Below are 20,426 nucleotides of genomic sequence, written 5' to 3'. Positions count from 1 at the left end.
TTTTATTCTTCTGTTTCGTAAATATCTTTTTCTGTTACTTCACGACCTGGCAATACGAGATTCAAGATGACACCGATAATCGACGCTAATGCCATTCCTTCAATCGCAAAGCTTTCCGTAAAGCGCATTGCCGCCCCGCCAATTCCGACTACTAATATTACCGATGCAATGACCATGTTACGGTTATTTCCGAAGTCTACTTTGCTCTCCACTAACATACGTAAGCCACTTGCTGCAATAATCCCGAATAACAGGATTGAAATACCGCCAAGTACTGCTGTCGGGATTGTTTCAATCAGTGCCATCAGCTGACCCGAAAATGATACGACAATGGCCACAACTGCTGCTCCTAAAATTACATACACTGAATATACACGTGTGATAGCAAGAACCCCGATGTTTTCGCCGTATGTTGTTTTTGGGGGACCGCCGATCAAAGCTGAAGCAAATGTTCCAAGGCCATCACCTAACAGCGAACGATGTAAGCCCGGGTCTTTAATGAAGTTGCGGTTTACAACTTTCCCTAATACTAGCTGGTGGCCGATATGTTCTGAAATCGTCACAATGACAATCGGCACCATTCCGATAAAAATTGCGCCTGTAAGTTGGAAGTCATAGTGTACACCAGGGATTAAAAAGTCTGGCAATGCGAAGAACTTTGCATTTTTGACAGCTGTGAAGTCAACGATTCCGATGATGACCGAATAAATATAACCAACGATAATCCCCATTAAAATTGGCATTGCACTTAAAATGTTTTTAAAGAATACTGTGAAAATAATCGCAGTAGCTAACGTTACCAATGCCGCCGAGAAGTGAAGGCCGCTATATTCGCCGTCTACATTCATCGCCATATCGACTGCCGTGCCAGATAACCCTAATCCGATAACGATAATTACTGGTGCAACGACAATTGGCGGTAAAATATTCATCAGCCATTTGTAGCCTGTTTTCCAGATTAATAATGCTACGATTGCGTATACAACACCGACCATCATTGCTCCGATCATTGCATTGCCAGGGTTGATCGCAACACCTGCTTCCGATAAGCCTGCTACTAATATAATCGGCGAGATAAAGGCAAATGATGAACCTAAGTAAGCCGGTACTTTAAACTGTGTAATGATCAAAAAGATAATTGTCGCAATTCCGCTTGTTAAAAGTGCAATGGATGGGCTTAACCCGACTAATTTTGGTACTAAAATTGTTGATCCGAACATGGCAAACATGTGCTGGAAACTAAATGTAATCAGCTGCCCTACTGTAGGTTTTTCATGAATATCCAATACTGCTTTTGTCATGATGTTCTCTCCCTGTATTCACTTATTCCTCAAATTTATGAATTGTTACAATATCTTCTTTGTCTGTTTCTACGAGATTAACGACAATGCGTTCAGCGCTTGATGTCGGGATATTTTTCCCTACATAGTCAGCACGTATCGGCAATTCACGGTGGCCCCGGTCAACGAGAACCCCAAGCTGGATTTGCGCCGGTCTCCCTAAGTCCATAATGGCATCCAATGCTGCACGTACTGTTCTTCCTGTATAAAGAACATCATCGATCAGCACAACTTTCTGTTCCTTTACTTCGTGCTCAATATCAACTTGCTTAACCTGTGCCTGCTCGTGCTTAGGTGTTAAATCATCTCGGTACAATGTAATATCAAGCTCTCCTGTGCGAATCGCTTTTCCTTCAATCGATTCGATTCTTTCCGCAAGCCGTCTTGCCAAATAGGCACCGCGTGTTTTAATCCCGACTAAAATCACTTCATCAATGCCTTTGTTACGTTCAATAATTTCGTGTGCAATTCGTGTAATCGCACGGTTCATCGATGGGCCATCAAGTAATACTGTAAAATTTTCCATGGTGCTGCTCCTTTCGTTTTTTCCATGTTCACTGGGTATGATCAATGTAAATTTCAAACAAAAAACCCTCTAGAAAGTTCTAGAGGGTTTGAAAAGTCATGTTGAAAAACTGCACACGGGTATTTTTGCGCACAAAAATTCCGTTGCTTCACATTATCCCTTCTCAGCCTCTCTGGACTGCCATTAAAGGTGAACAATATTCAGATTGATTTGATTTGCTGTGACTACCTGCTTGCTCTCGTCAAGTTCTGTAGTTCACTGTTGTCAGTATAGGCTTGATTATTTAATAAGTCAACTAACTTAGTGAAGGTCAGACAACTGAAATTTAATGTTTGAAAAGTGTGAATTTTATTTTATGTTTGGTCTTGGTAGTGATTTTCTAATAAGTGTGCTGTATTTTCTAATATATTTTTAAATCTTCTAATAAATGCTGTATCTTCTAATTTATTGGCGCATTGTTCAAATAAGTATGCGTGATTTTCTAATATAGCTCCCCATTGTGCTAATATATACTGAGTATTTTCTAATATCCTCTTCAAATGTTCTAATAAAATTAATTTTAGCTCCTCGAAAGCCTCTGCATGCAAAAGATAATGCCTCAATTCGAACCAAATTTCAGCCGTTTTCTAATAAAAGCCATACACCTTCTAATATCACCGCAACTTTTTCTAATATCCACTGCAAATGTTCTAATTTAGGCTATGTGAATGCCTCTACATACCGAAATTAAACCCCAAATCGAACCCCGTCCCAGTCATTTTCTAATAAAACCTCTTCACCTTCTAATATCGCCGACCTATTTTCTAATATCCTCTTCAATAGTTCTAATAAAGCCGACCACAAACCTTTCCTAACTAAAAAACAGCCGCCCCCTATATAAGGAGCCGGCTGTTCAAAATTATCCGCGTAATTCTTCTATTAATTGTTTGAAATCTTCCGGTAGCGGTGATTCAAACTCTAAATATTCTTTCGTTACAGGATGGATAAATCCTAATACACCTGCATGTAATACTTGGCCGCTGAAATCGATTGTTTTTCTTGGACCGTATTTCGGATCTCCTGCTAACGGGAAACCGATATAGTTCATATGCACACGAATTTGGTGTGTACGGCCTGTTTCAAGACGGCACTCCACTAAAGTAAACTCACCGAAACGCTCGATCACTTGGAAATGTGTAACCGCATGCTTGCCTTTATCGACAACTGCCTGCTTTTGACGGTCTTTCTGGTCACGGCCGATTGGAGCATCAATTGTTCCTTTTTCATGAGCAATATGACCATGTACTAAAGCCGTATACTTACGTGTTACCGATTTTTCAACAAGCTGATTAACAAGACTTTCATGGGCAACATCATTTTTTGCAACCATTAATAAACCGGACGTATCCTTATCAATACGGTGTACAATACCTGGACGTGCCACACCGTTAATGCCGGATAAGTCTTTGCAATGATGCATTAAACCATTTACTAATGTGCCGGTTGCATGGCCTGGTGCCGGGTGAACAACCATTCCGCGCGGTTTATTCACAACTAAAACGTCCGCATCTTCGTAAACGATTTCCAAATTTAAATCTTCTGGAATGATTTCCAAATCTTCTACTTCCGGAATCGTTACTTCAATAATGTCGCCTTGCTTCACTTTATATTTTGCTTTTACGGCTGCACCGTTTACTAAAATACGTTCTTCATCCAGCCAGTTACTAATTTGCGAACGTGACCAAGATTCTTCCATTTGTGAAAGTGCCTTATCGATACGTTCCCCTGCAAATTCTTCTATTGTTAATGTGACTACTGTCATTATTTCACCTTTTTCTTATCCTTTTTTTCTTCTAGTATGATCGTAATGAAAAGCATTACAACAGCAATTGTCAAAGCTGCGTCCGCTATATTGAAGATCGGGAAATGATAATTGATTACCGGTATATAAACATCGACAAAATCAACTACTTCTCCACGGAACAATCGGTCAATAAAGTTACCAACCGCGCCACCTAATAACAGCATTAAGCTTACATGAAAAAGTGGCTTCCCTTTTGCTTCTGTATGATTAAAATAAATAATGGCGATAATGACAGCAACTGTAACAACTGAGAACAACCACATTTGTCCTTCCAACATGCCCCATGCCGCACCACGGTTACGATGCGATAAAATGCCAAACCAAGGATCCCATACACTGATGCGTTCCCCTAATTCCATATTTTTAACAATGAGCCACTTTGTACATTGATCCAAAATGACTGCAATTATTGCGATTCCGTAATATTTATACACAGCAAATCCTCCGTTTACGATATATCTTACCTATTTTAACATAATATCAGACCATCTGATATTTTTAATGTGTGAAAAGTGACAATAAAAGCAGCAGCTTCTACTTTTTAGGTGAAAGATCTACTTTTCATACTAAAGATTCTACTTTCGGTGATCAAGTTTCTACATTCTAATCCACATTAGCTAATAAAAGAGCGGCCACTACATTTCATTATGAAAAAAGCCTGTTTAGTCACATTCAACTAAACAAGCTCAAAATCCTCTATACCTTCAACCAAAAAATAATCGCAATCCTGCCATTGTCAATACTCCGGCAATGACTGTTTTCGATAAACTTTTTGTAAGTAAAGCAATAAATAACGTAGGAATAAACGCCATCACATTAAGCCAATGAACCGTAACGATTGTTTCTACTTTCTCGAAGAAACCTTCAATTACAAGGGCAGACAATATACAAACAGGTATGTAGGCAAGCCATCGCAGCACGATTTTCGGCATCTTCATATTTTTCACTAATATAAACGGCAATATTCTAGGAATCCACGTTACTAGGGCGCAGCCTAAAATTAGTAATACCATCGCTACCGAGGTTGTCATTTTTCCAATGCCACCCCAATCGTTGCAACAATTACGGTTGATAACAGGACAGCTAAATGCCCGGGCATAAAGTAAAGCATCCCGTACATGCTGATAACCATAATGAGGATTAGTTTTATGTAATGCATTAATTTTTCTTTTGGAATGCTCGCAAGTGTCAGAACAAGCAGTGCGACAAACATTGCCACCAAAGCATAGTCCAATCCCCACTTTTCCGGGTCCGGCAGCCATTGCCCGATAATGCCGCCTATTGAGCATGCCGCAATCCAAGTCGTATACGCTGTAATGTTTAAACCGTCCATCCACTTCCCGCCAAGACGTCCTTCTTTGCCGGCACTAACGACGGAAACACCAAATGTTTCATCTGTCAGCAATGTCCCGAACCCGATATTACGCAGCGTGGAATACTTGGTGAAATACGGGGCAATAGTCAAAGACATAAGCAAGTGCCGTAAATTGACGATAAAGATGGTAGCAATGACCGCCGTTACAGGGGCACCGGCTAAATACAGGCCACAAAAGATAAACTGGGCGGATCCTGCATATACAAGTACCGAAAGTAAAAATACTTCCAATACCGAAATTCCCGAAGCAATTCCGACAACACCAAATGCAAGACCGATACTAATATAGCCGAGCAATGTCGGCACACAGTCTTTTACCCCCTGCAGAAACGTATCAGGAGTTAATGGCTTCTGTTCGATTCGTTCCAAAATGTACAACTCCTAAATAATTTATTTTTTCAAAAAATAAAAAAGGTATAAAGGAACGCCATTGCCAAAATGGCAATAGCGTTCCGGATTTTTATACGTAATAGTTTTCTACAACATCTGCACAACGTTTACATAATGTAGGGTGATTTTCGCTTGCGCCTACTGTTTCTGAAATTGTCCAGCAACGCTCACATTTTTCCCCATCAGCTTTTTCAACAACTAACGCTGTTTTATCAAGTACCAACGCTTCTGCAGGTGCATTTTCCTTACTGCCTGCGATAACGAATTGAGATACAATTGAAAGCTGTGCAAAATCGATGTTTGCATCATTCAATAGCTCGACTGTTTCACTATCTGCATAAACCGAAATTTTTGCTTCCAGTGATTTACCGATTGTTTTTGCATTACGCGCTTCTTCCAATGCTTTTAACACTTCATTGCGTACTGCAATTACTTTTACCCACTTCGTACGTAGTTCTGCAAAGTTTGCTTGTTCTACTACTTCTGGGAAATCTGTTAATTGTACAGATTTCGGCTTGCCATCGAACTCGATGTAGCTCCATAACTCTTCAGTCGTATGTGGAATAATTGGCGTTAATAATTTTACTAATGCCATTAATGTATCATACATAACCGTTTGCATTGCACGACGGTTTTTGTTGTCAGTTCCTTCGATATACACAACATCTTTTGCGATATCCAAGTAGAATGAAGAAAGCTCGATTGCTACAAAGTTATTCACAGTTGTGTAAACAGTTGAGAAGTCATAACGGTCATATGCTTCACGGATTGTTTTTACAACATCCTGTAATCGCATGTACATATACTGATCCATTTCACGTAACTCTTCGTAAGGTACACGGTCAGTCGTTTCGTTAAAGTCTGTCACATTTCCGTGCAGGAAGCGCAATGTATTACGCACTTTACGGTATGTTTCAGAAACTTGCTTCAACATATCCATTGAAATACGAACATCTCCTGTATAGTCAACAGATGCTACCCACATACGAATAATGTCGGCACCGTATTGGTTCATCACTTTGATCGGGTCAATCGTGTTACCAAGCGATTTAGACATTTTGCGTCCTTCGCCGTCCAATACGAAACCATGTGTTAATAAACCTTTATATGGTGCATGCCCATTAATCGCAACTGATGTGATTAATGATGAGTTGAACCAGCCTCGGTGCTGGTCAGATCCTTCAAGATAAAGGTCAGCAGGATATTTCAGTCCGCGCTCTACAAGCACACCTTGGTGAGATGATCCTGAGTCGAACCAAACGTCCATAATGTCGTTCTCTTTAGTAAACTTGCCGTTCGGGCTACCTTCATGTGTAAAGCCTTCTGGAAGCAAGTCTTTCGCTTCACGCTGGAACCAAATATTCGAACCGTGTTCACGGAACAATTTTGAAATATGTGCGATTGTTTCTGGTGTGATGATCGGTGTTTCATCTTCCGCATAGAAAATCGGAATTGGCACACCCCATGCACGCTGACGAGAAATTACCCAGTCACCACGATCACGGATCATATTGTAAAGACGAGTTTCGCCCCATGCCGGTGTAAATTCTGTCGCTTTTACGGCATCTAATAATTCATTTCGGAACATTTCAACAGATGCAAACCATTGTGGTGTTGCACGGTAAATTACCGGTTTTTTCGTACGCCAGTCATGCGGGTATGAGTGTGTAAATTTAGAAACATGCAATAATGCATTTTCTTCTTTTAATTTTTCAATAACAACCGGATTTGCCTTTTCGTAGAATAATCCTTCAAAACCAGGTGCTTCATTTGTATAGCAGCCACCGTTATCTACTGGTGATAAAATGTCAAGGCCATAGCGTTTCCCGATCTGATAGTCGTCTTCACCGTGGCCCGGCGCTGTGTGTACACAACCCGTACCAGCATCAGCAGTTACGTGGTCACCAACCATTACTAATGAATCACGCTTGTAAATAGGATGTTCTGCAACGATCATATCAAGCTGTTCACCTTGTACTTCCTGAACGATTTGAACATCTTCCCAACCAAATGTTGCTGATAACTTTTCAAGTAAATCTTTTGCTACGATATATTTGCTGCCGTTTGTTTCAACGACAACATAAGTGAATTCAGGGTTCACTGAAATCCCTAAGTTTGCTGGAATTGTCCATGGCGTTGTTGTCCAGATGACAAATTTAGCATCTGCCGGTACTACGCCTTTGCTGTCTTTAATGCCGAATGCAACATAAATTGAATACGATTCAACATCTTTATACTCGATTTCCGCTTCTGCCAATGCAGATTCAGAAGACGGTGACCAATAGACTGGTTTTAAGCCTTTATAAATATAGCCTTTCTCTGCCATTTTCCCGAATACTTCGATTTGACGTGCTTCGAATTCAGGTTTTAATGTAATATATGGATTTGCCCAGTCACCACGTACACCTAGTCGACGGAATTGGCTTTTTTGGTTTTCAATTTGTTCATAAGCATATTTCTCACAAAGTTCACGGAATTCTGCAACCGACATTTCTTTGCGTTTAACACCTTTATTTGTCAGTGCCTGCTCGATTGGTAAACCGTGTGTATCCCAACCTGGAATATAAGGTACATGGAATCCTGACATTGATTTTTGGCGGTTAATCATATCTTTGATAACTTTGTTTAATGCGTGACCGATATGGATGTCTCCGTTTGCATATGGAGGGCCATCATGCAACAAGTAGTGAGGACGATCTTTTGTACGCTCCAGTACTAGCTTGTTGATATCCATTTCATCCCATTGTGCTTGAACTTGCGGTTCCTTTGTTGGTAAACCGCCGCGCATAGGGAAGTCGGTTTTCGGCATTAATAATGTGTCTTTATACTCTACCATTGTAAATTCCTCCTAGTGATCTTATCGAGTGTTGATTTCCATTCCGGGGCGGACGCTTTCCGCGGGCGTGGCCTGAGCCTGTAGTCTCAGGCGTCACGCTATTCCCGCTGGAGTCGCCTCCCCTCCATTCCAATCAACGTTTCAGCAAAAATGACCGCGTTTCATCGATTGTCATGCTTTTAATGCTCCAATAGGGGTTTAGGAACTTTTAAACAAAAAAAGCCCCTCCATCCCTGTAAAAAGGGACGAGGAGCATTAGTCTCGTGGTACCACCCTAAATTCGCTAAATAAAAATAGCCTCATTAGACACTGTAACGTCGTGTGCTACGAAATAACTTACTTGAATTTCAGTTATTTAGCTCAGGAGTGATTTTCGATTTAACTTGCTTCGTTCGAGCTCTCACCATCCTCGAATCGCTACCCCACAATGTCAAATTTACTGTCTCCGTCAAAGCATGATGCAAGTGCATCCTATTCATTATTTTTCAGTATATGAAAAGGCTGTATATAATGTCAAGTATCGTTGACTAATACACGGCATTTTCGTCATTTTGGTTCTCTTCATTGGTTTCTTTACGATTGTGGTCCTGAATTTCCGTTAAGTCCACATCATATTCCAGTAACTGATCCCAATCGCCTGTATTCAGTAAATCAAGCTGTGCTTCCACCAACATTTTAAATCTGTTGCGGAATACTTTCGACTGTTTTTTCAATTCGTCAATTTCAATCGTTATTTTTCTTGCTTTTGCCAATGCGTCATTTACAATACGATCTGCATTTTTTTCAGCTTCTTTAACGATGAGCTTTGCTTCTTTTTCGGAATTGCGACGAACTTCGCCAGCTGCCTCTTGAGCAACAACAATTGATTTCTGTAATGTGTCTTCCAATGAATTGTAATGATTCATCTGTTCTGACATCATCTTAATCTTTTCTTCAAGCTCTTTTTTCTCGCGTAAAACAATCTCATAATCTTTTATAATCTGATCTAAAAATTCATTTACTTCGTCTTCTGCATATCCACGGAACCCACGTGTAAACTCCTTATTATGTATATCAAGAGGTGATAATGGCATATCGTTCTACTCTCCTTTTTTACGTACATTCTTACAAGTATTATAAACGTTTCTTTTGGGAATAACATCATGTTTTCCTAAAAAACAGTTGAAAATTATACTTTTTGCTCTAAACGACCTACTTGTAATCGAATCTTATCTTTTTTTGTCCGCCCTTCTGTCAGGATGACTTTCAACCGCCCGTATCCTCGTGCAGAAATAATGTCGCCCTCCTGCAATTCAAACGCCACTGCTTCCCTGACAGTCCAGTTAACTTTTACTTTTCCAGCATTGATTAAGCTTTGTGATTTTTGACGGGAGATATTAACGATTGTCGCTAAGACGACATCCAGGCGCATTGAAGAAACGGTATGAGAGCTTTCGACCCATTGCTCCTCGTTTTGAATAAATGGTGTAGTCGGATCCATTTCCTCAGCACTTACCTTTACTTTGCCGATACTCGTTAAATTCGCCCGCACATAATCCGAGATTTCCGATGCAATTGCAAATTGAACCGTATTATCGGCAAGTCGTATATCCCCAAACTTGCTGCGGTCTAGCCCAATCGATAATAATGCACCTAAAACATCCGGATGGCGCAGCTGGACAAATTTTGTCGGGTAATTCAATGAATACACGACAATTTGAAAATCGGCTTCTGCCGGCTCGTAATAGGAAGGGGCAATGAGCATGCGTTTGCGCTCTGCCTCTTCAAATATCCCTTCTGTGAATACATGGAGGTCATCTGATTGCTGAACAATAGACTCTACAATAAAACGCTGTCTCGGATCTAAAAAATCGGTCAATTTTGGAGCATAGCGATCTTCTACCTCACGTTGCCATCCAATGACTTGTTCAATAAAAGGTTGTTCATCTTTACGAAAATGTTGGATTAAATGCTCCATCACAATTCCTACTTTCTTCTAAACTGTGTTACTAATTTCTCCATATTTCAATTAAATTAAACTTTTATTTTATGTATAAATAACCTGCATTTTAATGCTGTTACACATACAGGTCCATTAATTATTAATAACCTTAATTCATAACAACTAAACAAACGTAAATAAAGAAAACTCCTACATTTGCAGGAGTTCAATTAGATTATAAGAAAAATGCTAGGACGCTATAGACGCCTCGCTCGATAAATACTAACGCGAATAATCCGACAATTGGTGAAATATCAATCATACCAATTGGTGGAATGAACTTACGGAAGAATCCTAAATACGGTTCACATACTGTTTCCAGGAAACGACCAACAGCCGATTCTTGCAGTGCCGGAACCCAAGACATTAATATGTATCCAATCAGCATAAAACGGTAAACAAGAAATGCTGTTGATACAATTGAAAATAGAATCATGTTTTTACCTCACAAAATTTAATTACTCGAACGTTAAATTAGAAATTTCTCCTGATACTTCTACATTTTCTGGTGTACATAAGAAAATATCATTTCCAATACGCTGAATATCTCCACCTAAAGCATACACTGTTCCGCTCAAAAAATCGATTATTCGCTTCCCTTGATCTCGGTCGATACGCTGTAAATTGACAACGGTAGCACGTTTATTTTTTAAATGTTCAGCGATATCCTGTGCTTCTGCATATACACGTGGTTCTAATAACACTAATTTTGAATTCTTCGATGAAGACGCAGCTTGAAGGCTCACAACATTGTTATGATTTTGCATCACGACTTCATTGCGTGGTGGTTGCTGTTGCATTTTACGCTCCTTCTTCATTCGATTTTGAATGAGTTGTGGTTGCTGCTTTTGTCCATAATCCTGGTAAAATTGCTGTGGTTCATTTTGAACTGCTTTTGGTGCTTGTTTTTGCGCTGTTTGCGTTTGGGCAGGAGCATATTCTTCTTCTATTTCTTCTAAATAAAAGAACTTGTCAAAAATATTTTTAATGCTCATATTAATCCTCCTTAACCAACAAGAGCTGTTCCAATTCTAACAAATGTTGCCCCTTCTTCAACTGCAATTTCGTAGTCATTTGACATGCCCATCGATAATTCAGTACAAGGTACATTTGGAATATTCAATTGTGACACTTCTTGTTGCAATTGTTTTAACTGTTTAAACACTTGTCTAATCATCGTTTCATCTTCTGTAAAAGGAGCCATTGTCATTAAACCTACTACTTCAATTTTTGGAAATTGCTCAAGCTGCTTTACAAAATCAAGCGCTTGTTCTCTCGTTAAGCCATGTTTTGATTCTTCACCGGAAACATTTACTTGTACGAAACATTTCACTCGTTTTGTTGCTCTTTTTTCAATTTCTTCTGCCAGGCTTAATCGATCAAGAGAATGTAAATAGCCAATCTGATCAATTACTTGCTTTACTTTTCTCGTCTGTAATGAACCAATATAATGCCAGGAAACAGCCGAGTTAATCGAATCTAGCTTATTTAATAAACCTTCCGGACGATTTTCTCCTAAATGGATGAGACCCGCCTCTATTGCCTCTTCTGTCCGGTTAACATCTACTTCTTTTGTCACAGCAATAATTTCGACTGTCTGTTGTGCATTAACACGTTGTTTTGCAATTTCTATTTGATGTTGAATCTGTTTTAAGTTTTCTATGATTTTCGTCACTTTTTTCCCAACTTTACAACAATAGTTTCTCTCATTGTATCAAGTGATAGTTTAATTTTCAATGAATAGCGTGAACTATTCATCGGGTGACTTCACTAAGATGACATCTTTTCCGACTGTAAGTATATTACTAAAGTGAATTTTCTTAACTAATTCTTCCCCTTGAAATAAGTGGTAAAACTTTTTGGGCGGGGAAATTATAAATGCAGTAATGGCACCTTCTTTTTCGTCCACTTCCGCATCTACAATATAACCGATAAATTTTCCGCTTGTCGCCTCAATGATTTCCTTTTCCTGAACGGATGAAAACCGCATTCCTCCATCCTCTCTGTATCATTTAATTACAATTACCTCATTATAAGTATTTAAACATCATGAAATTATGATGAAAGGGACAGCCCTACGTGTTGGACAGTCCCTCAGAATTTCTATCTATTTAACGGAAATCCCGTTTCATCAATTCTACCGCACTCTTTTCCAATCTTGATATCTGAGCCTGTGAAATACCTAAAGACTGAGCAATTTCCGTTTGAGTTTCACCTAGGAAAAAGCGCTTTTCTATAATCATTTTTTGTCTGCTATTTAGCTTTTTCATACTCTCTTGCAATGAAATCGAGCCGACCCAATGCTCTTCTGTTACTTTATCTTTAATTTGGTCAATCATAAAGATTGCATCGCCACCATCGGAATAGATCGGTTCCTGCAGTGACATCGGGTCTTGAATTGCATCAAGTGCAAACAATACATCCTCTTTTTTCATCTCTATTGCCTGTGCCAATTGTTCGATTGTGGGTTCTGTTAAATGTTCCGCAATAAATTGCTCCTTCGCTTTCATCGCTTTATATGCAATATCACGCAATGAACGAGACACACGCAATGCATGATGATCGCGCAGGTGGCGGCGGATTTCTCCCATAATCATCGGTACAGCATATGTTGAAAATCGAACATTATGCTTTAAATCAAAATTATCAATCGCTTTTAATAAACCAATACATCCTACTTGGAATAAATCATCTGCCTGTTCGCCACGATAGGCATAACGGCCGACAATACTGAGCACTAATCGTAAGTTGCAGAAAACTAACTGCTCTCGAACAATCCATTCTCCTTGCTGTAATCGTATAAATAAATCTTTCATTTCATCTGGCTTCAGTACTGGTAATGTAGATGTATCCACACCACATAATTCGACTTTTGTACGCATCCAACTTCACCTTCCGAACTAGATTGTCTTTTGTCTTTTCAATCATTTTGTCCGAAATGGTCATCGCTATGCGCGCCAAATTTAACCATCTTATGCAATTGGTTCGTTCAAGAATTCACGTAAATCCATAATAATTTTTTTCTCCAATCTTGAAATATAAGATTGTGAAATACCTAAATGGTCCGCTACTTCCTTTTGAGTCATTTCTTCTTTTCCGTTTAGACCAAAACGACATTCCATAATATATTTTTCACGAGGTGTCAGCTGATTAATGGCATTAAACATATGCTGACGTTCAATTTTACGTTCCACATCAAGTGTTATTATATGTTCTTCTGTCCCTAATATGTCTGAAAGCAATAGTTCATTGCCATCTGCATCCGCATTTAACGGTTCATCAAAGGAAACCTCGCCTTTCATGCGGCTCGTCTTTCGTAAATGCATCAGTATTTCATTTTCAATACAGCGTGATGCATATGTCGCTAATTTAATGTTTTTATCCAAATTGAATGTTTCAATCGCTTTAATAAGGCCAATTGAACCGATGCTGATTAAATCCTCAATCGGCGTGCTTGTATTATCAAAACGTCTTGCAATATAAACGACTAAACGTAAATTTCTTTCAATTAACATATCTCTGGCATGTAAGTCACCATTCATAAATGCTTCGACTACGACAACTTCTTCTTCTCTAGTTAATGGAATAGGCAATGAATCATGTCCCCCTATATAGTATGTCCCTTTTTTTCTTCTAAAGTAGCTTAGTATGTTTACAATTATCGATTGAATTTTTTTAAGCAATATCGATCCTCCCTTATGAATTCGTTAGGACAAACACATGTGCAATCATTTGTGCATTTTGCGGAAATCGCGCATCATTTTTCGTAAATACAACATAGTGATTTGGATACGTCTTGTTCTGAATGACAATTGTGGCACGAAAGGCCGGTACGAGTAATGTGCCTTTTTGGACCGTTGTAATAGGAACAATCCGTATTCTTTTCTGTATTTCCTTTGAAAACATTGTCAATGAGTAAGGCTCCTGCTCATTCCATTTGAGCAGACATTCACTAAATTCATCTGGTAACATCGATTGAACTGATTTAAACGATATAAAATGGACCGGTGCCTGACTCAAAGGTTCAGTAGCTTCATTTCCGGTATCGATATATGTTACGAGTTCCATTTGATGTTCAAATAGTTCTACTTTGCTTGTCGTTACATAACGACTTTGTGCAACATTCTGCAGTTTTTGAAACCAGCCTTGTTTCATCACTGTCAAACTAATACATACTATGCCGAAACATATAAAAATATAAACGAAAAACGGAGATGCAAGCAAAAATGGTTGTATTGCTGTTATTAATCCACCTGCGAGCAAAGTAGCGACTACAATCCACTTCCCTTGTTCGCGAAAAATTTTCCATTTAAATGAAAAGGCAATCCCTAGTAGTACGATGAAACTTACAAGCAACATGAATATGTTTCCTATAAATAACACAGCGATCAGCGCACTACAAAAGGCACCTAATAGTAATCTCCAAATTGGAATGATGGTATATGTTATAGTTGCGGTAAATTTTAGTAGTACGAGATTCATTAAAAAGTTCATTAAAAGAATCCACTCTGCATACATGTATTGTCCTCCTGTAAATAAGATTATCAAAGCTCCCTAGAGATTTTTGTCTAACCGTTGCATAAATTTGGAAGAATCGTATGACATATAGTTACGCTATTCAAATCCAATCGACAAAAAGTTGGTGGCAGGAAAGTTGAGGTGTAACAAGGGGATATGAGGAAGTTCCGATAAGATGCACAAAATTTATTCAGCTCTTTTCACTCCAATACATGCACAAAGCAACACATTTCTTAAGAATCTCTTACACTAAAAAAAAACGATTATTCACATAAAAATGTAAATAATCGTTTTTCATATTATGAAAACTTGTACTATTAGCGATTGCGACGGTTGCGTAAAAATGTCGGAATATCCAATGCATCGTCCTGCTGATAGTTTGTTTGTTGTGTTTGACGTGGCGCTTCTTGCTGCACTGGATCTTGTGAACGTACAGGCTGCTGTTGTTGCTGTTGAGTTGAGCTTGTTGCAGCTTGTTGACGAGCACCGATTGATGGACGTACAGGCTGTGGCTTTTGAATAATAAAGTCATCCGAGAAACCTGTTGCAATTACCGTTACGATAATTTCATCATTTAAGTTATCGTTAATTACCGAACCGAAGATCATATTTACTTCTTCATCTGAAGCAAGCTGTACAATATCGGCCGCTTCCTGAACTTCAAATAAACTTAAGTTCGTTCCGCCTGTAATGTTCATAATAACACCTTTTGCTCCATCGATAGATGTTTCCAGTAATGGAGAAGAAATTGCCTTTTTAGCTGCTTCTACTGCACGGTTTTCACCTGCTGCAATCCCGATACCCATTAATGCCGAACCTTTATCGGACATAATTGTTTTTACATCGGCAAAGTCCAGGTTAATTAAACCAGGTGTTGCGATTAAGTCAGATATACCTTGTACACCTTGACGCAATACATTGTCGGCTTCACGGAACGCTTCAAGCATCGGTGTTGATTTATCTACAATTTGCAGTAACTTATCATTTGGAATAACGATTAAAGTATCAACCGCTTCCTTCATTGAAGTAATACCGCCGATTGCCTGAGTTTGACGTTTACGGCCTTCAAATGTAAACGGACGTGTTACAACACCTACTGTCAATGCACCTAAATCACGTGCGATTGAAGCGATTACCGGTGCTGCACCTGTACCAGTACCACCGCCCATACCGGCAGTTACGAATACCATATCGGCACCACGTAATACTTCTTCCAATTGTTCGCGACTTTCTTCAGCAGCTTTTTTTCCTACTTCAGGGTTTGCCCCTGCACCAAGTCCACGTGTTAATTTACCGCCAATTTGTAGTTTATATTCAGCTTTTGATAGATTTAAAGCTTGCGCATCTGTATTAACAGCGATAAAGTCTACACCTTGTACACCATGTTCAATCATACGGTTTACGGCATTGTTACCGCCTCCGCCAACGCCGATTACTTTAATAACGGCTAATTGTTCAACATCCGTTTCAAATTCTAACATCTCTTCTCCTCCTAATTGTTCACGTCATTCATTTTCGTATTAATCGAAAAATTTGTTTAATAAGTTTTTCGCGCGATCAATCACACTTACTTTATTTGCGCTTTCTACTCTCTCCGGCACATTTGATTGTTTTTTAGAAGGAGTTGGTTGAGTAGGATAAGGTGCTGCATATGAAGAAGCTGGTACCGGCTCGCTTCTTCCGTAAAATTCGTCTTCTGCATTTGCATAGCGAATTAAACCTACCGACGTTGTAAAGGCCGGTTCCCGTACACCGATGTAATCCGGTGTATAAATGCGAACACGCGTTAACATTACTTGTCGCGCCAGCTGGGCAATTCCTTCCAGCTGTGCTACCCCGCCAGAAATGACGACACCACCTGGTAAATCCTGTACCCCCATACGTGCTAGTTCATCCAATACTAATTCAAATAACTCTTCTAAACGTACTCCGATAATTTCTGATATGAAGCGTTGACTGTATTGATCTGTTGTATCAGTACCAACAACAGGAACGTCAAATGTTTGTTCATCGGAAGCATCATCGTAAAAGGCATGTCCATACTGCTTTTTGATTTTTTCGGCTTGTTCAGTCGGTGTTTTTAATACGATCGATAAATCTTTCGTAATATGATCTCCGCCTACCGGGATCACAGCTGTATTTGTCAGCAGTCCATCTTTGAATACCGCAACAGTTGTCGAGCCGCCGCCTAAATCGATATAAGCAGTTCCTTGATTTTTTTCATCTTCCGTCAGCGCAAAATTACCTGCTGCTAATGGTTGTAGATAAATCTCACGAATTTGCAAGCCTGCACGTTCTACACATCTTAAAACATTATGTACAAGCGTCTTGGATGTCGTAATCATTGTCGCATCCATCTCTAAACGAATGCCAATCATACCACGCGGGTCTTTAATCTCATCTAGGTTGTCCACGATAAATTGTTTAGGTATTAAATTTACTAACTCTCGCTCTGGTGGAATCGACATTACCTGTGCAGAGTCTATTACTCTAGCTAAATCATCGTCCGTGATTTCCCGGTCTTCACCGTTTACCGCTACAACCCCTTTGACAGGTTGTAAAACTGTCTGGTTTGCAGGAACTCCAAGCACCACTTCTTCTATATTAATACCAGTCATTCGCTCTGCTTGATCTACAGCTTTTTTTATGGACTGTACAGTTGCATCTATATCAACTATTGCACCTTTTCTTATCCCTGTTGATTTCACATGACCTACACCAATTACGTGCAATTGATCACCGTTCATTTCTCCGATCAGGACCTTTATTGAAGATGATCCAATATCGAGAGAAACATAAATTTCTTGATGATTCAACTTTCTGCACCTCCTTCGATTACTCCTATAGTTCATTCTATTGTAAATTTCGTTGATTGTCTAAGTAAAACGATAAATTGTAATGATATTTTAACGTGATTGTTAAGAGTTTTCCTCCTTTTTCAATCTTCTGTTCTCATATTTTGTCAATAATAGCCGACGAATGACTGCGATATTTTGAAACAGTCGTACTCCGAATGCAAAAATAGCGGCTAAATACAGATCGACTCCTATATGGACACCGAGAAAAGCCAGTCCCGCTGCTAAAATTATATTAAAGAAAAATCCGGAAATAAATACCTTGTCATCGTAAACTTGTTGCAATAAAGCACGGATACCGCCGACCATTGTATCGAGAGCCGCCAGTACAGCAATGGATAAATAGTTTTCATAAACAGATGGAATTTGAATATCTGTTAAAATTCCTAATACCACACCTAATATTAGACCTAAAAGTGGTAACCACATATTCGCATCCCCTTCTACTTTTCTGATAAATACTTAATTCTTGGTACAGATGCAACTGAATCGATTTGTATATTCTGCTCTGCTTCATGAATCGTCAATACTAGATTATCAATATAAAACTCATCCTGGAATGAAGATGCAAGCAAATGGTTTTTCATTTTTTCGGCTTGCTCATACGTATACGTAATAATATTTATTTCGATATCAGTATTTTGAATCGGCTCACTATTGATCGTCGTTTTTCCATTAATATCGCGAATGGCCGAATTGTAGCTTAAACGTTTGTCATCCACTTCAATCGCCCGGGCATTATAGCGATTTAAATCATTTATCAGCCGAATTAACAGTTCGGGGGATACAGGCTTTATTTCATAGCCTAAACCCATTAATTCGGGCGAAGCGCCAACTGTTAATGTTAATCCCGGCCCTTCAACTGGCAAGATTCCTGCACGTTCTTTTAGTTGATCAACTGTTTGCTGCAATAGTACTTCCGGATTATCAAATTCTGCATCCTCATATTTACTTACTGTTTCGGACAATTCGCTTATTGCGGTAAGCAGTTCGGAATGCCGCTCCTGTTCCTCAGATAATTGCTGACGAATTTCCCAAATATCGACTGTCGTTCTTTCGGTCGGATTTTGAACAGTGTTGTACTGCACTGCGAGCATAAAGCCGATGATGAACGAGATAATTGTAATATTACGGTACATTTTTTTCGTCATCATCTTCCCTCCGATCTTATGCCTTATTCATCGCTGACTGTTTTCATTTCAATTAAATCGTTTGTTTCTAATGTAACGACAATTTGTTCATTTAATAATTGGTCAAATACTCCCCCTGTTAATTCTAATGAAGAAATAAGTACATCCTGATTACCTATCGCCTCGATTACAAATGGTGCAGGGTACTGTTGTCCATCAATTGTAATGACAGGACCGTTACAGACAATGTAGGAGTTTGGTTTCAAACGTTGCCCGTTAATCGAAATTGCCTCGGCACCTGCAATTTTTAATTCATTTAATACTTTAAATATGTGACTTTCATGCACAATATACTCATTTGGGTTGGTCGTCTTCGGATTATAATCACCATCTTGCAGTGTTATTGTGATCCCTTGTCCAATTCCATCTGTTAGTCCTAATAACAGCCGCAATTGTTCAGCATCTTGACGGTTCTGTTCATATTGCGTTTCGTTCGAAGAAAACTGCTTTTCATACATCCGAATTTTCTCCTCTAATTGGGCCAACTCATCTGCAAGCTCTTTATTTCTTTCCTGTTTTCCAGTCAAATCTTCCATGTACTGATTTTCCTGCTCAAACTGGGGAGAGGCAGAACTTAATGTACGCTTGTCCTTTGATAAATTATAGGAAAAGCCGATAATAAATCCTGTGATTACGCATACAATGAGTATAGCGCCATACTTTTTCGAAATTAAGGTTGATTTTTTCTTCGGCTGCCTGCTGGTATCATTCTGGCTCTTCTTCATTTTGTTCTTCCAGTTGCCCCCCTTCCTCAGTATCCGCATTTTCTGTTTCTTCTGCAGGCTCTTCAGTTTTTTCAGTGTTTTCTTTTATGAGTGTATATTCATCTGAAAAAGGTCGGTAATATGAACCAACTTCAATATCTACAATCCCTTTTTCAGAAACGTCCTCGCTTTCAATTTGGGCGATAATTGATGGATAGTAATTTAATTTTTCTGCTAAAGTATTCGCATCAGCGCGTACTTCATAGCCATCATTCATGAAAAGCGTAATTGAATACGGGTCCGCTTCTGTAGGATTTGCATTAATTTGTGAAATGAGCGACAGCACTTCCGGCTTTAGATTCGCAAGTTCCTTTAAAAGCTTTTTACGAAGTGCCTCATTTTCAAAGTCCCGAAAAATCGGTGCATCGATCGGGACAATTTCATTGGATTCTTCAAATACAATGCCATTATCGAGCATAGGGTAAAATTCCCCGTCTTGTGAAATATATGCCACTTTTTGCCATTCTTCTACTGTAATTTGAACTTCATTCAGGAATTTCCTTTCGACAGTAACGGATTTTACCCATTCATGCTGTGCAATTGCCTGCTCCACTTCCGAAATTTTAAAGCCCCATAACGAATCATTGATTTTTAGATTTGACTGATCGATATAATACGTATCTTCCTTAAGGGCTGCCCCTTTAATATCAATTTTCTTTATATCACTATAAGGTAATTGAAAATAAAGAAGGATGATAATGATAAAAAGAAAAATCGTCACTAGTGCTAAAAATTTAAAATTTGTACGGCGTCTTCTGCGTTTTTTCATAGCGGGTACTCGTTCTGTAATATCGATTACTTTTTCCAT

23 protein-coding genes and 1 other annotated feature are annotated in these 20,426 nt (G+C 39.0%); all 23 genes read right to left on the bottom strand.

The window, feature by feature from the left end; all coding sequences use genetic code 11:
• Nucleotides 1-2: 2 nt before the first annotated feature.
• The 23 genes from MKY07_RS04525 to MKY07_RS04415 all read right to left on the bottom strand — a co-directional run bounded on the left by MKY07_RS04525 (nucleotide 3) and on the right by MKY07_RS04415 (nucleotide 20,426).
• Nucleotides 3-1,301, bottom strand: coding sequence for a solute carrier family 23 protein (locus MKY07_RS04525; RefSeq protein WP_008403372.1), 1,299 nt, complete (start codon nucleotides 1,299-1,301; stop codon nucleotides 3-5).
• A 22-nt stretch (nucleotides 1,302-1,323) separates the two neighbouring features.
• Entirely contained in the window at nucleotides 1,324-1,905 is a 582-nt protein-coding gene (gene pyrR / locus MKY07_RS04520) for a bifunctional pyr operon transcriptional regulator/uracil phosphoribosyltransferase PyrR (RefSeq protein ID WP_269454588.1), read from the bottom strand.
• A gap of 314 nt (nucleotides 1,906-2,219) precedes the next feature.
• A complete protein-coding gene (locus MKY07_RS04515; protein ID WP_339263936.1) occupies nucleotides 2,220-2,453 on the bottom strand; it encodes a hypothetical protein in 234 nt (77 codons plus the stop codon).
• Nucleotides 2,454-2,764: 311 nt separating this feature from the next.
• Nucleotides 2,765-3,667 (bottom strand): RluA family pseudouridine synthase, encoded by a 903-nt coding sequence (locus MKY07_RS04510; RefSeq protein ID WP_065216461.1) that lies wholly within the window; start codon nucleotides 3,665-3,667, stop codon nucleotides 2,765-2,767.
• Nucleotides 3,667-4,143, bottom strand: a complete 477-nt coding sequence (gene lspA / locus MKY07_RS04505) for a signal peptidase II (protein ID WP_339263934.1) — start codon at nucleotides 4,141-4,143, stop codon at nucleotides 3,667-3,669. Before lspA ends, MKY07_RS04510 begins: the two co-directional genes overlap by 1 nt.
• A gap of 270 nt (nucleotides 4,144-4,413) precedes the next feature.
• On the bottom strand, nucleotides 4,414-4,740 hold the full coding sequence (locus MKY07_RS04500; RefSeq protein ID WP_065216462.1) for an AzlD domain-containing protein: 327 nt from the start codon (nucleotides 4,738-4,740) through the stop codon (nucleotides 4,414-4,416).
• Nucleotides 4,737-5,453 (bottom strand): AzlC family ABC transporter permease, encoded by a 717-nt coding sequence (locus tag MKY07_RS04495; RefSeq protein ID WP_008403377.1) that lies wholly within the window; start codon nucleotides 5,451-5,453, stop codon nucleotides 4,737-4,739. Before MKY07_RS04495 ends, MKY07_RS04500 begins: the two co-directional genes overlap by 4 nt.
• Nucleotides 5,454-5,544: 91 nt before the next feature.
• Nucleotides 5,545-8,310: an isoleucine--tRNA ligase gene (gene ileS / locus MKY07_RS04490; protein ID WP_339263932.1), complete on the bottom strand. Its 2,766-nt coding sequence runs from the start codon at nucleotides 8,308-8,310 to the stop codon at nucleotides 5,545-5,547.
• A 238-nt stretch (nucleotides 8,311-8,548) separates the two neighbouring features.
• Nucleotides 8,549-8,771, bottom strand: a binding site (T-box leader).
• Between the two features lie 66 nt (nucleotides 8,772-8,837).
• A complete protein-coding gene (locus MKY07_RS04485) occupies nucleotides 8,838-9,383 on the bottom strand; it encodes a DivIVA domain-containing protein (protein ID WP_008403380.1) in 546 nt (181 codons plus the stop codon).
• 95 nt (nucleotides 9,384-9,478) lie between these two features.
• Nucleotides 9,479-10,267 (bottom strand): RNA-binding protein, encoded by a 789-nt coding sequence (locus tag MKY07_RS04480; RefSeq protein ID WP_065216464.1) that lies wholly within the window; start codon nucleotides 10,265-10,267, stop codon nucleotides 9,479-9,481.
• A gap of 199 nt (nucleotides 10,268-10,466) precedes the next feature.
• On the bottom strand, nucleotides 10,467-10,727 hold the full coding sequence (locus tag MKY07_RS04475; RefSeq protein ID WP_008403383.1) for a YggT family protein: 261 nt from the start codon (nucleotides 10,725-10,727) through the stop codon (nucleotides 10,467-10,469).
• 22 nt (nucleotides 10,728-10,749) lie between these two features.
• Entirely contained in the window at nucleotides 10,750-11,286 is a 537-nt protein-coding gene (locus MKY07_RS04470; RefSeq protein ID WP_008403385.1) for a cell division protein SepF, read from the bottom strand.
• Nucleotides 11,287-11,297: 11 nt separating this feature from the next.
• Nucleotides 11,298-11,966 (bottom strand): YggS family pyridoxal phosphate-dependent enzyme, encoded by a 669-nt coding sequence (locus tag MKY07_RS04465; protein ID WP_339263931.1) that lies wholly within the window; start codon nucleotides 11,964-11,966, stop codon nucleotides 11,298-11,300.
• 75 nt (nucleotides 11,967-12,041) lie between these two features.
• Entirely contained in the window at nucleotides 12,042-12,281 is a 240-nt protein-coding gene (locus tag MKY07_RS04460; RefSeq protein ID WP_008403387.1) for a YlmC/YmxH family sporulation protein, read from the bottom strand.
• Nucleotides 12,282-12,402: 121 nt separating this feature from the next.
• Nucleotides 12,403-13,173: an RNA polymerase sporulation sigma factor SigG gene (gene sigG, locus MKY07_RS04455; protein ID WP_008403388.1), complete on the bottom strand. Its 771-nt coding sequence runs from the start codon at nucleotides 13,171-13,173 to the stop codon at nucleotides 12,403-12,405.
• 90 nt (nucleotides 13,174-13,263) lie between these two features.
• Nucleotides 13,264-13,974: an RNA polymerase sporulation sigma factor SigE gene (sigE, locus tag MKY07_RS04450; RefSeq protein WP_008403389.1), complete on the bottom strand. Its 711-nt coding sequence runs from the start codon at nucleotides 13,972-13,974 to the stop codon at nucleotides 13,264-13,266.
• A 13-nt stretch (nucleotides 13,975-13,987) separates the two neighbouring features.
• A complete protein-coding gene (locus MKY07_RS04445) occupies nucleotides 13,988-14,809 on the bottom strand; it encodes a sigma-E processing peptidase SpoIIGA (protein ID WP_008403390.1) in 822 nt (273 codons plus the stop codon).
• A 317-nt stretch (nucleotides 14,810-15,126) separates the two neighbouring features.
• Nucleotides 15,127-16,290 carry a cell division protein FtsZ gene (ftsZ, locus tag MKY07_RS04440; protein ID WP_008403391.1) on the bottom strand — a complete coding sequence of 388 codons (1,164 nt, stop codon included), beginning with the start codon at nucleotides 16,288-16,290 and terminating at the stop codon, nucleotides 15,127-15,129.
• A 39-nt stretch (nucleotides 16,291-16,329) separates the two neighbouring features.
• A complete protein-coding gene (ftsA, locus tag MKY07_RS04435) occupies nucleotides 16,330-17,625 on the bottom strand; it encodes a cell division protein FtsA (protein WP_008403392.1) in 1,296 nt (431 codons plus the stop codon).
• A gap of 102 nt (nucleotides 17,626-17,727) precedes the next feature.
• On the bottom strand, nucleotides 17,728-18,093 hold the full coding sequence (locus MKY07_RS04430) for a small basic family protein (protein WP_008403393.1): 366 nt from the start codon (nucleotides 18,091-18,093) through the stop codon (nucleotides 17,728-17,730).
• A gap of 14 nt (nucleotides 18,094-18,107) precedes the next feature.
• A complete protein-coding gene (locus MKY07_RS04425) occupies nucleotides 18,108-18,815 on the bottom strand; it encodes a DUF881 domain-containing protein (protein WP_008403394.1) in 708 nt (235 codons plus the stop codon).
• A 23-nt stretch (nucleotides 18,816-18,838) separates the two neighbouring features.
• Nucleotides 18,839-19,579, bottom strand: coding sequence for a DUF881 domain-containing protein (locus MKY07_RS04420; RefSeq protein WP_008403395.1), 741 nt, complete (start codon nucleotides 19,577-19,579; stop codon nucleotides 18,839-18,841).
• Nucleotides 19,560-20,426 carry an FtsQ-type POTRA domain-containing protein gene (locus MKY07_RS04415; RefSeq protein WP_008403396.1) on the bottom strand — a complete coding sequence of 289 codons (867 nt, stop codon included), beginning with the start codon at nucleotides 20,424-20,426 and terminating at the stop codon, nucleotides 19,560-19,562. The genes MKY07_RS04420 and MKY07_RS04415 overlap by 20 nt, the downstream gene beginning before the upstream one ends.

The sequence above is a fragment of the Solibacillus sp. FSL W7-1472 genome, from assembly GCF_037969775.1.
Classification (GTDB): domain Bacteria; phylum Bacillota; class Bacilli; order Bacillales_A; family Planococcaceae; genus Solibacillus; species Solibacillus silvestris.
The sequence above is the reverse complement of the archived record's forward strand: the minus strand, read 5'-3'. Positions and strand labels throughout refer to the sequence as shown.

What these genes read in the sequence shown, in the direction of transcription:
- MKY07_RS04470 (WP_008403385.1), bottom strand. Translation starts at nt 11,286, where the DNA reads ATGAGCATTAAAAATATTTTTGACAAGTTCTTTTATTTAGAAGAAATA.
- MKY07_RS04480 (WP_065216464.1), bottom strand. Translation starts at nt 10,267, where the DNA reads ATGGAGCATTTAATCCAACATTTTCGTAAAGATGAACAACCTTTTATT.
- MKY07_RS04485 (WP_008403380.1), bottom strand. Translation starts at nt 9,383, where the DNA reads ATGCCATTATCACCTCTTGATATACATAATAAGGAGTTTACACGTGGG.
- MKY07_RS04425 (WP_008403394.1), bottom strand. Translation starts at nt 18,815, where the DNA reads ATGACGAAAAAAATGTACCGTAATATTACAATTATCTCGTTCATCATC.
- MKY07_RS04525 (WP_008403372.1), bottom strand. Translation starts at nt 1,301, where the DNA reads ATGACAAAAGCAGTATTGGATATTCATGAAAAACCTACAGTAGGGCAG.
- MKY07_RS04430 (WP_008403393.1), bottom strand. Translation starts at nt 18,093, where the DNA reads ATGTGGTTACCACTTTTAGGTCTAATATTAGGTGTGGTATTAGGAATT.
- MKY07_RS04420 (WP_008403395.1), bottom strand. Translation starts at nt 19,579, where the DNA reads ATGAAGAAGAGCCAGAATGATACCAGCAGGCAGCCGAAGAAAAAATCA.
- ileS (WP_339263932.1), bottom strand. Translation starts at nt 8,310, where the DNA reads ATGGTAGAGTATAAAGACACATTATTAATGCCGAAAACCGACTTCCCT.
- MKY07_RS04460 (WP_008403387.1), bottom strand. Translation starts at nt 12,281, where the DNA reads ATGCGGTTTTCATCCGTTCAGGAAAAGGAAATCATTGAGGCGACAAGC.
- MKY07_RS04415 (WP_008403396.1), bottom strand. Translation starts at nt 20,426, where the DNA reads ATGGAAAAAGTAATCGATATTACAGAACGAGTACCCGCTATGAAAAAA.
- MKY07_RS04510 (WP_065216461.1), bottom strand. Translation starts at nt 3,667, where the DNA reads ATGACAGTAGTCACATTAACAATAGAAGAATTTGCAGGGGAACGTATC.
- MKY07_RS04445 (WP_008403390.1), bottom strand. Translation starts at nt 14,809, where the DNA reads ATGTATGCAGAGTGGATTCTTTTAATGAACTTTTTAATGAATCTCGTA.
- MKY07_RS04500 (WP_065216462.1), bottom strand. Translation starts at nt 4,740, where the DNA reads ATGACAACCTCGGTAGCGATGGTATTACTAATTTTAGGCTGCGCCCTA.
- sigG (WP_008403388.1), bottom strand. Translation starts at nt 13,173, where the DNA reads ATGCGTACAAAAGTCGAATTATGTGGTGTGGATACATCTACATTACCA.
- ftsZ (WP_008403391.1), bottom strand. Translation starts at nt 16,290, where the DNA reads ATGTTAGAATTTGAAACGGATGTTGAACAATTAGCCGTTATTAAAGTA.
- MKY07_RS04475 (WP_008403383.1), bottom strand. Translation starts at nt 10,727, where the DNA reads ATGATTCTATTTTCAATTGTATCAACAGCATTTCTTGTTTACCGTTTT.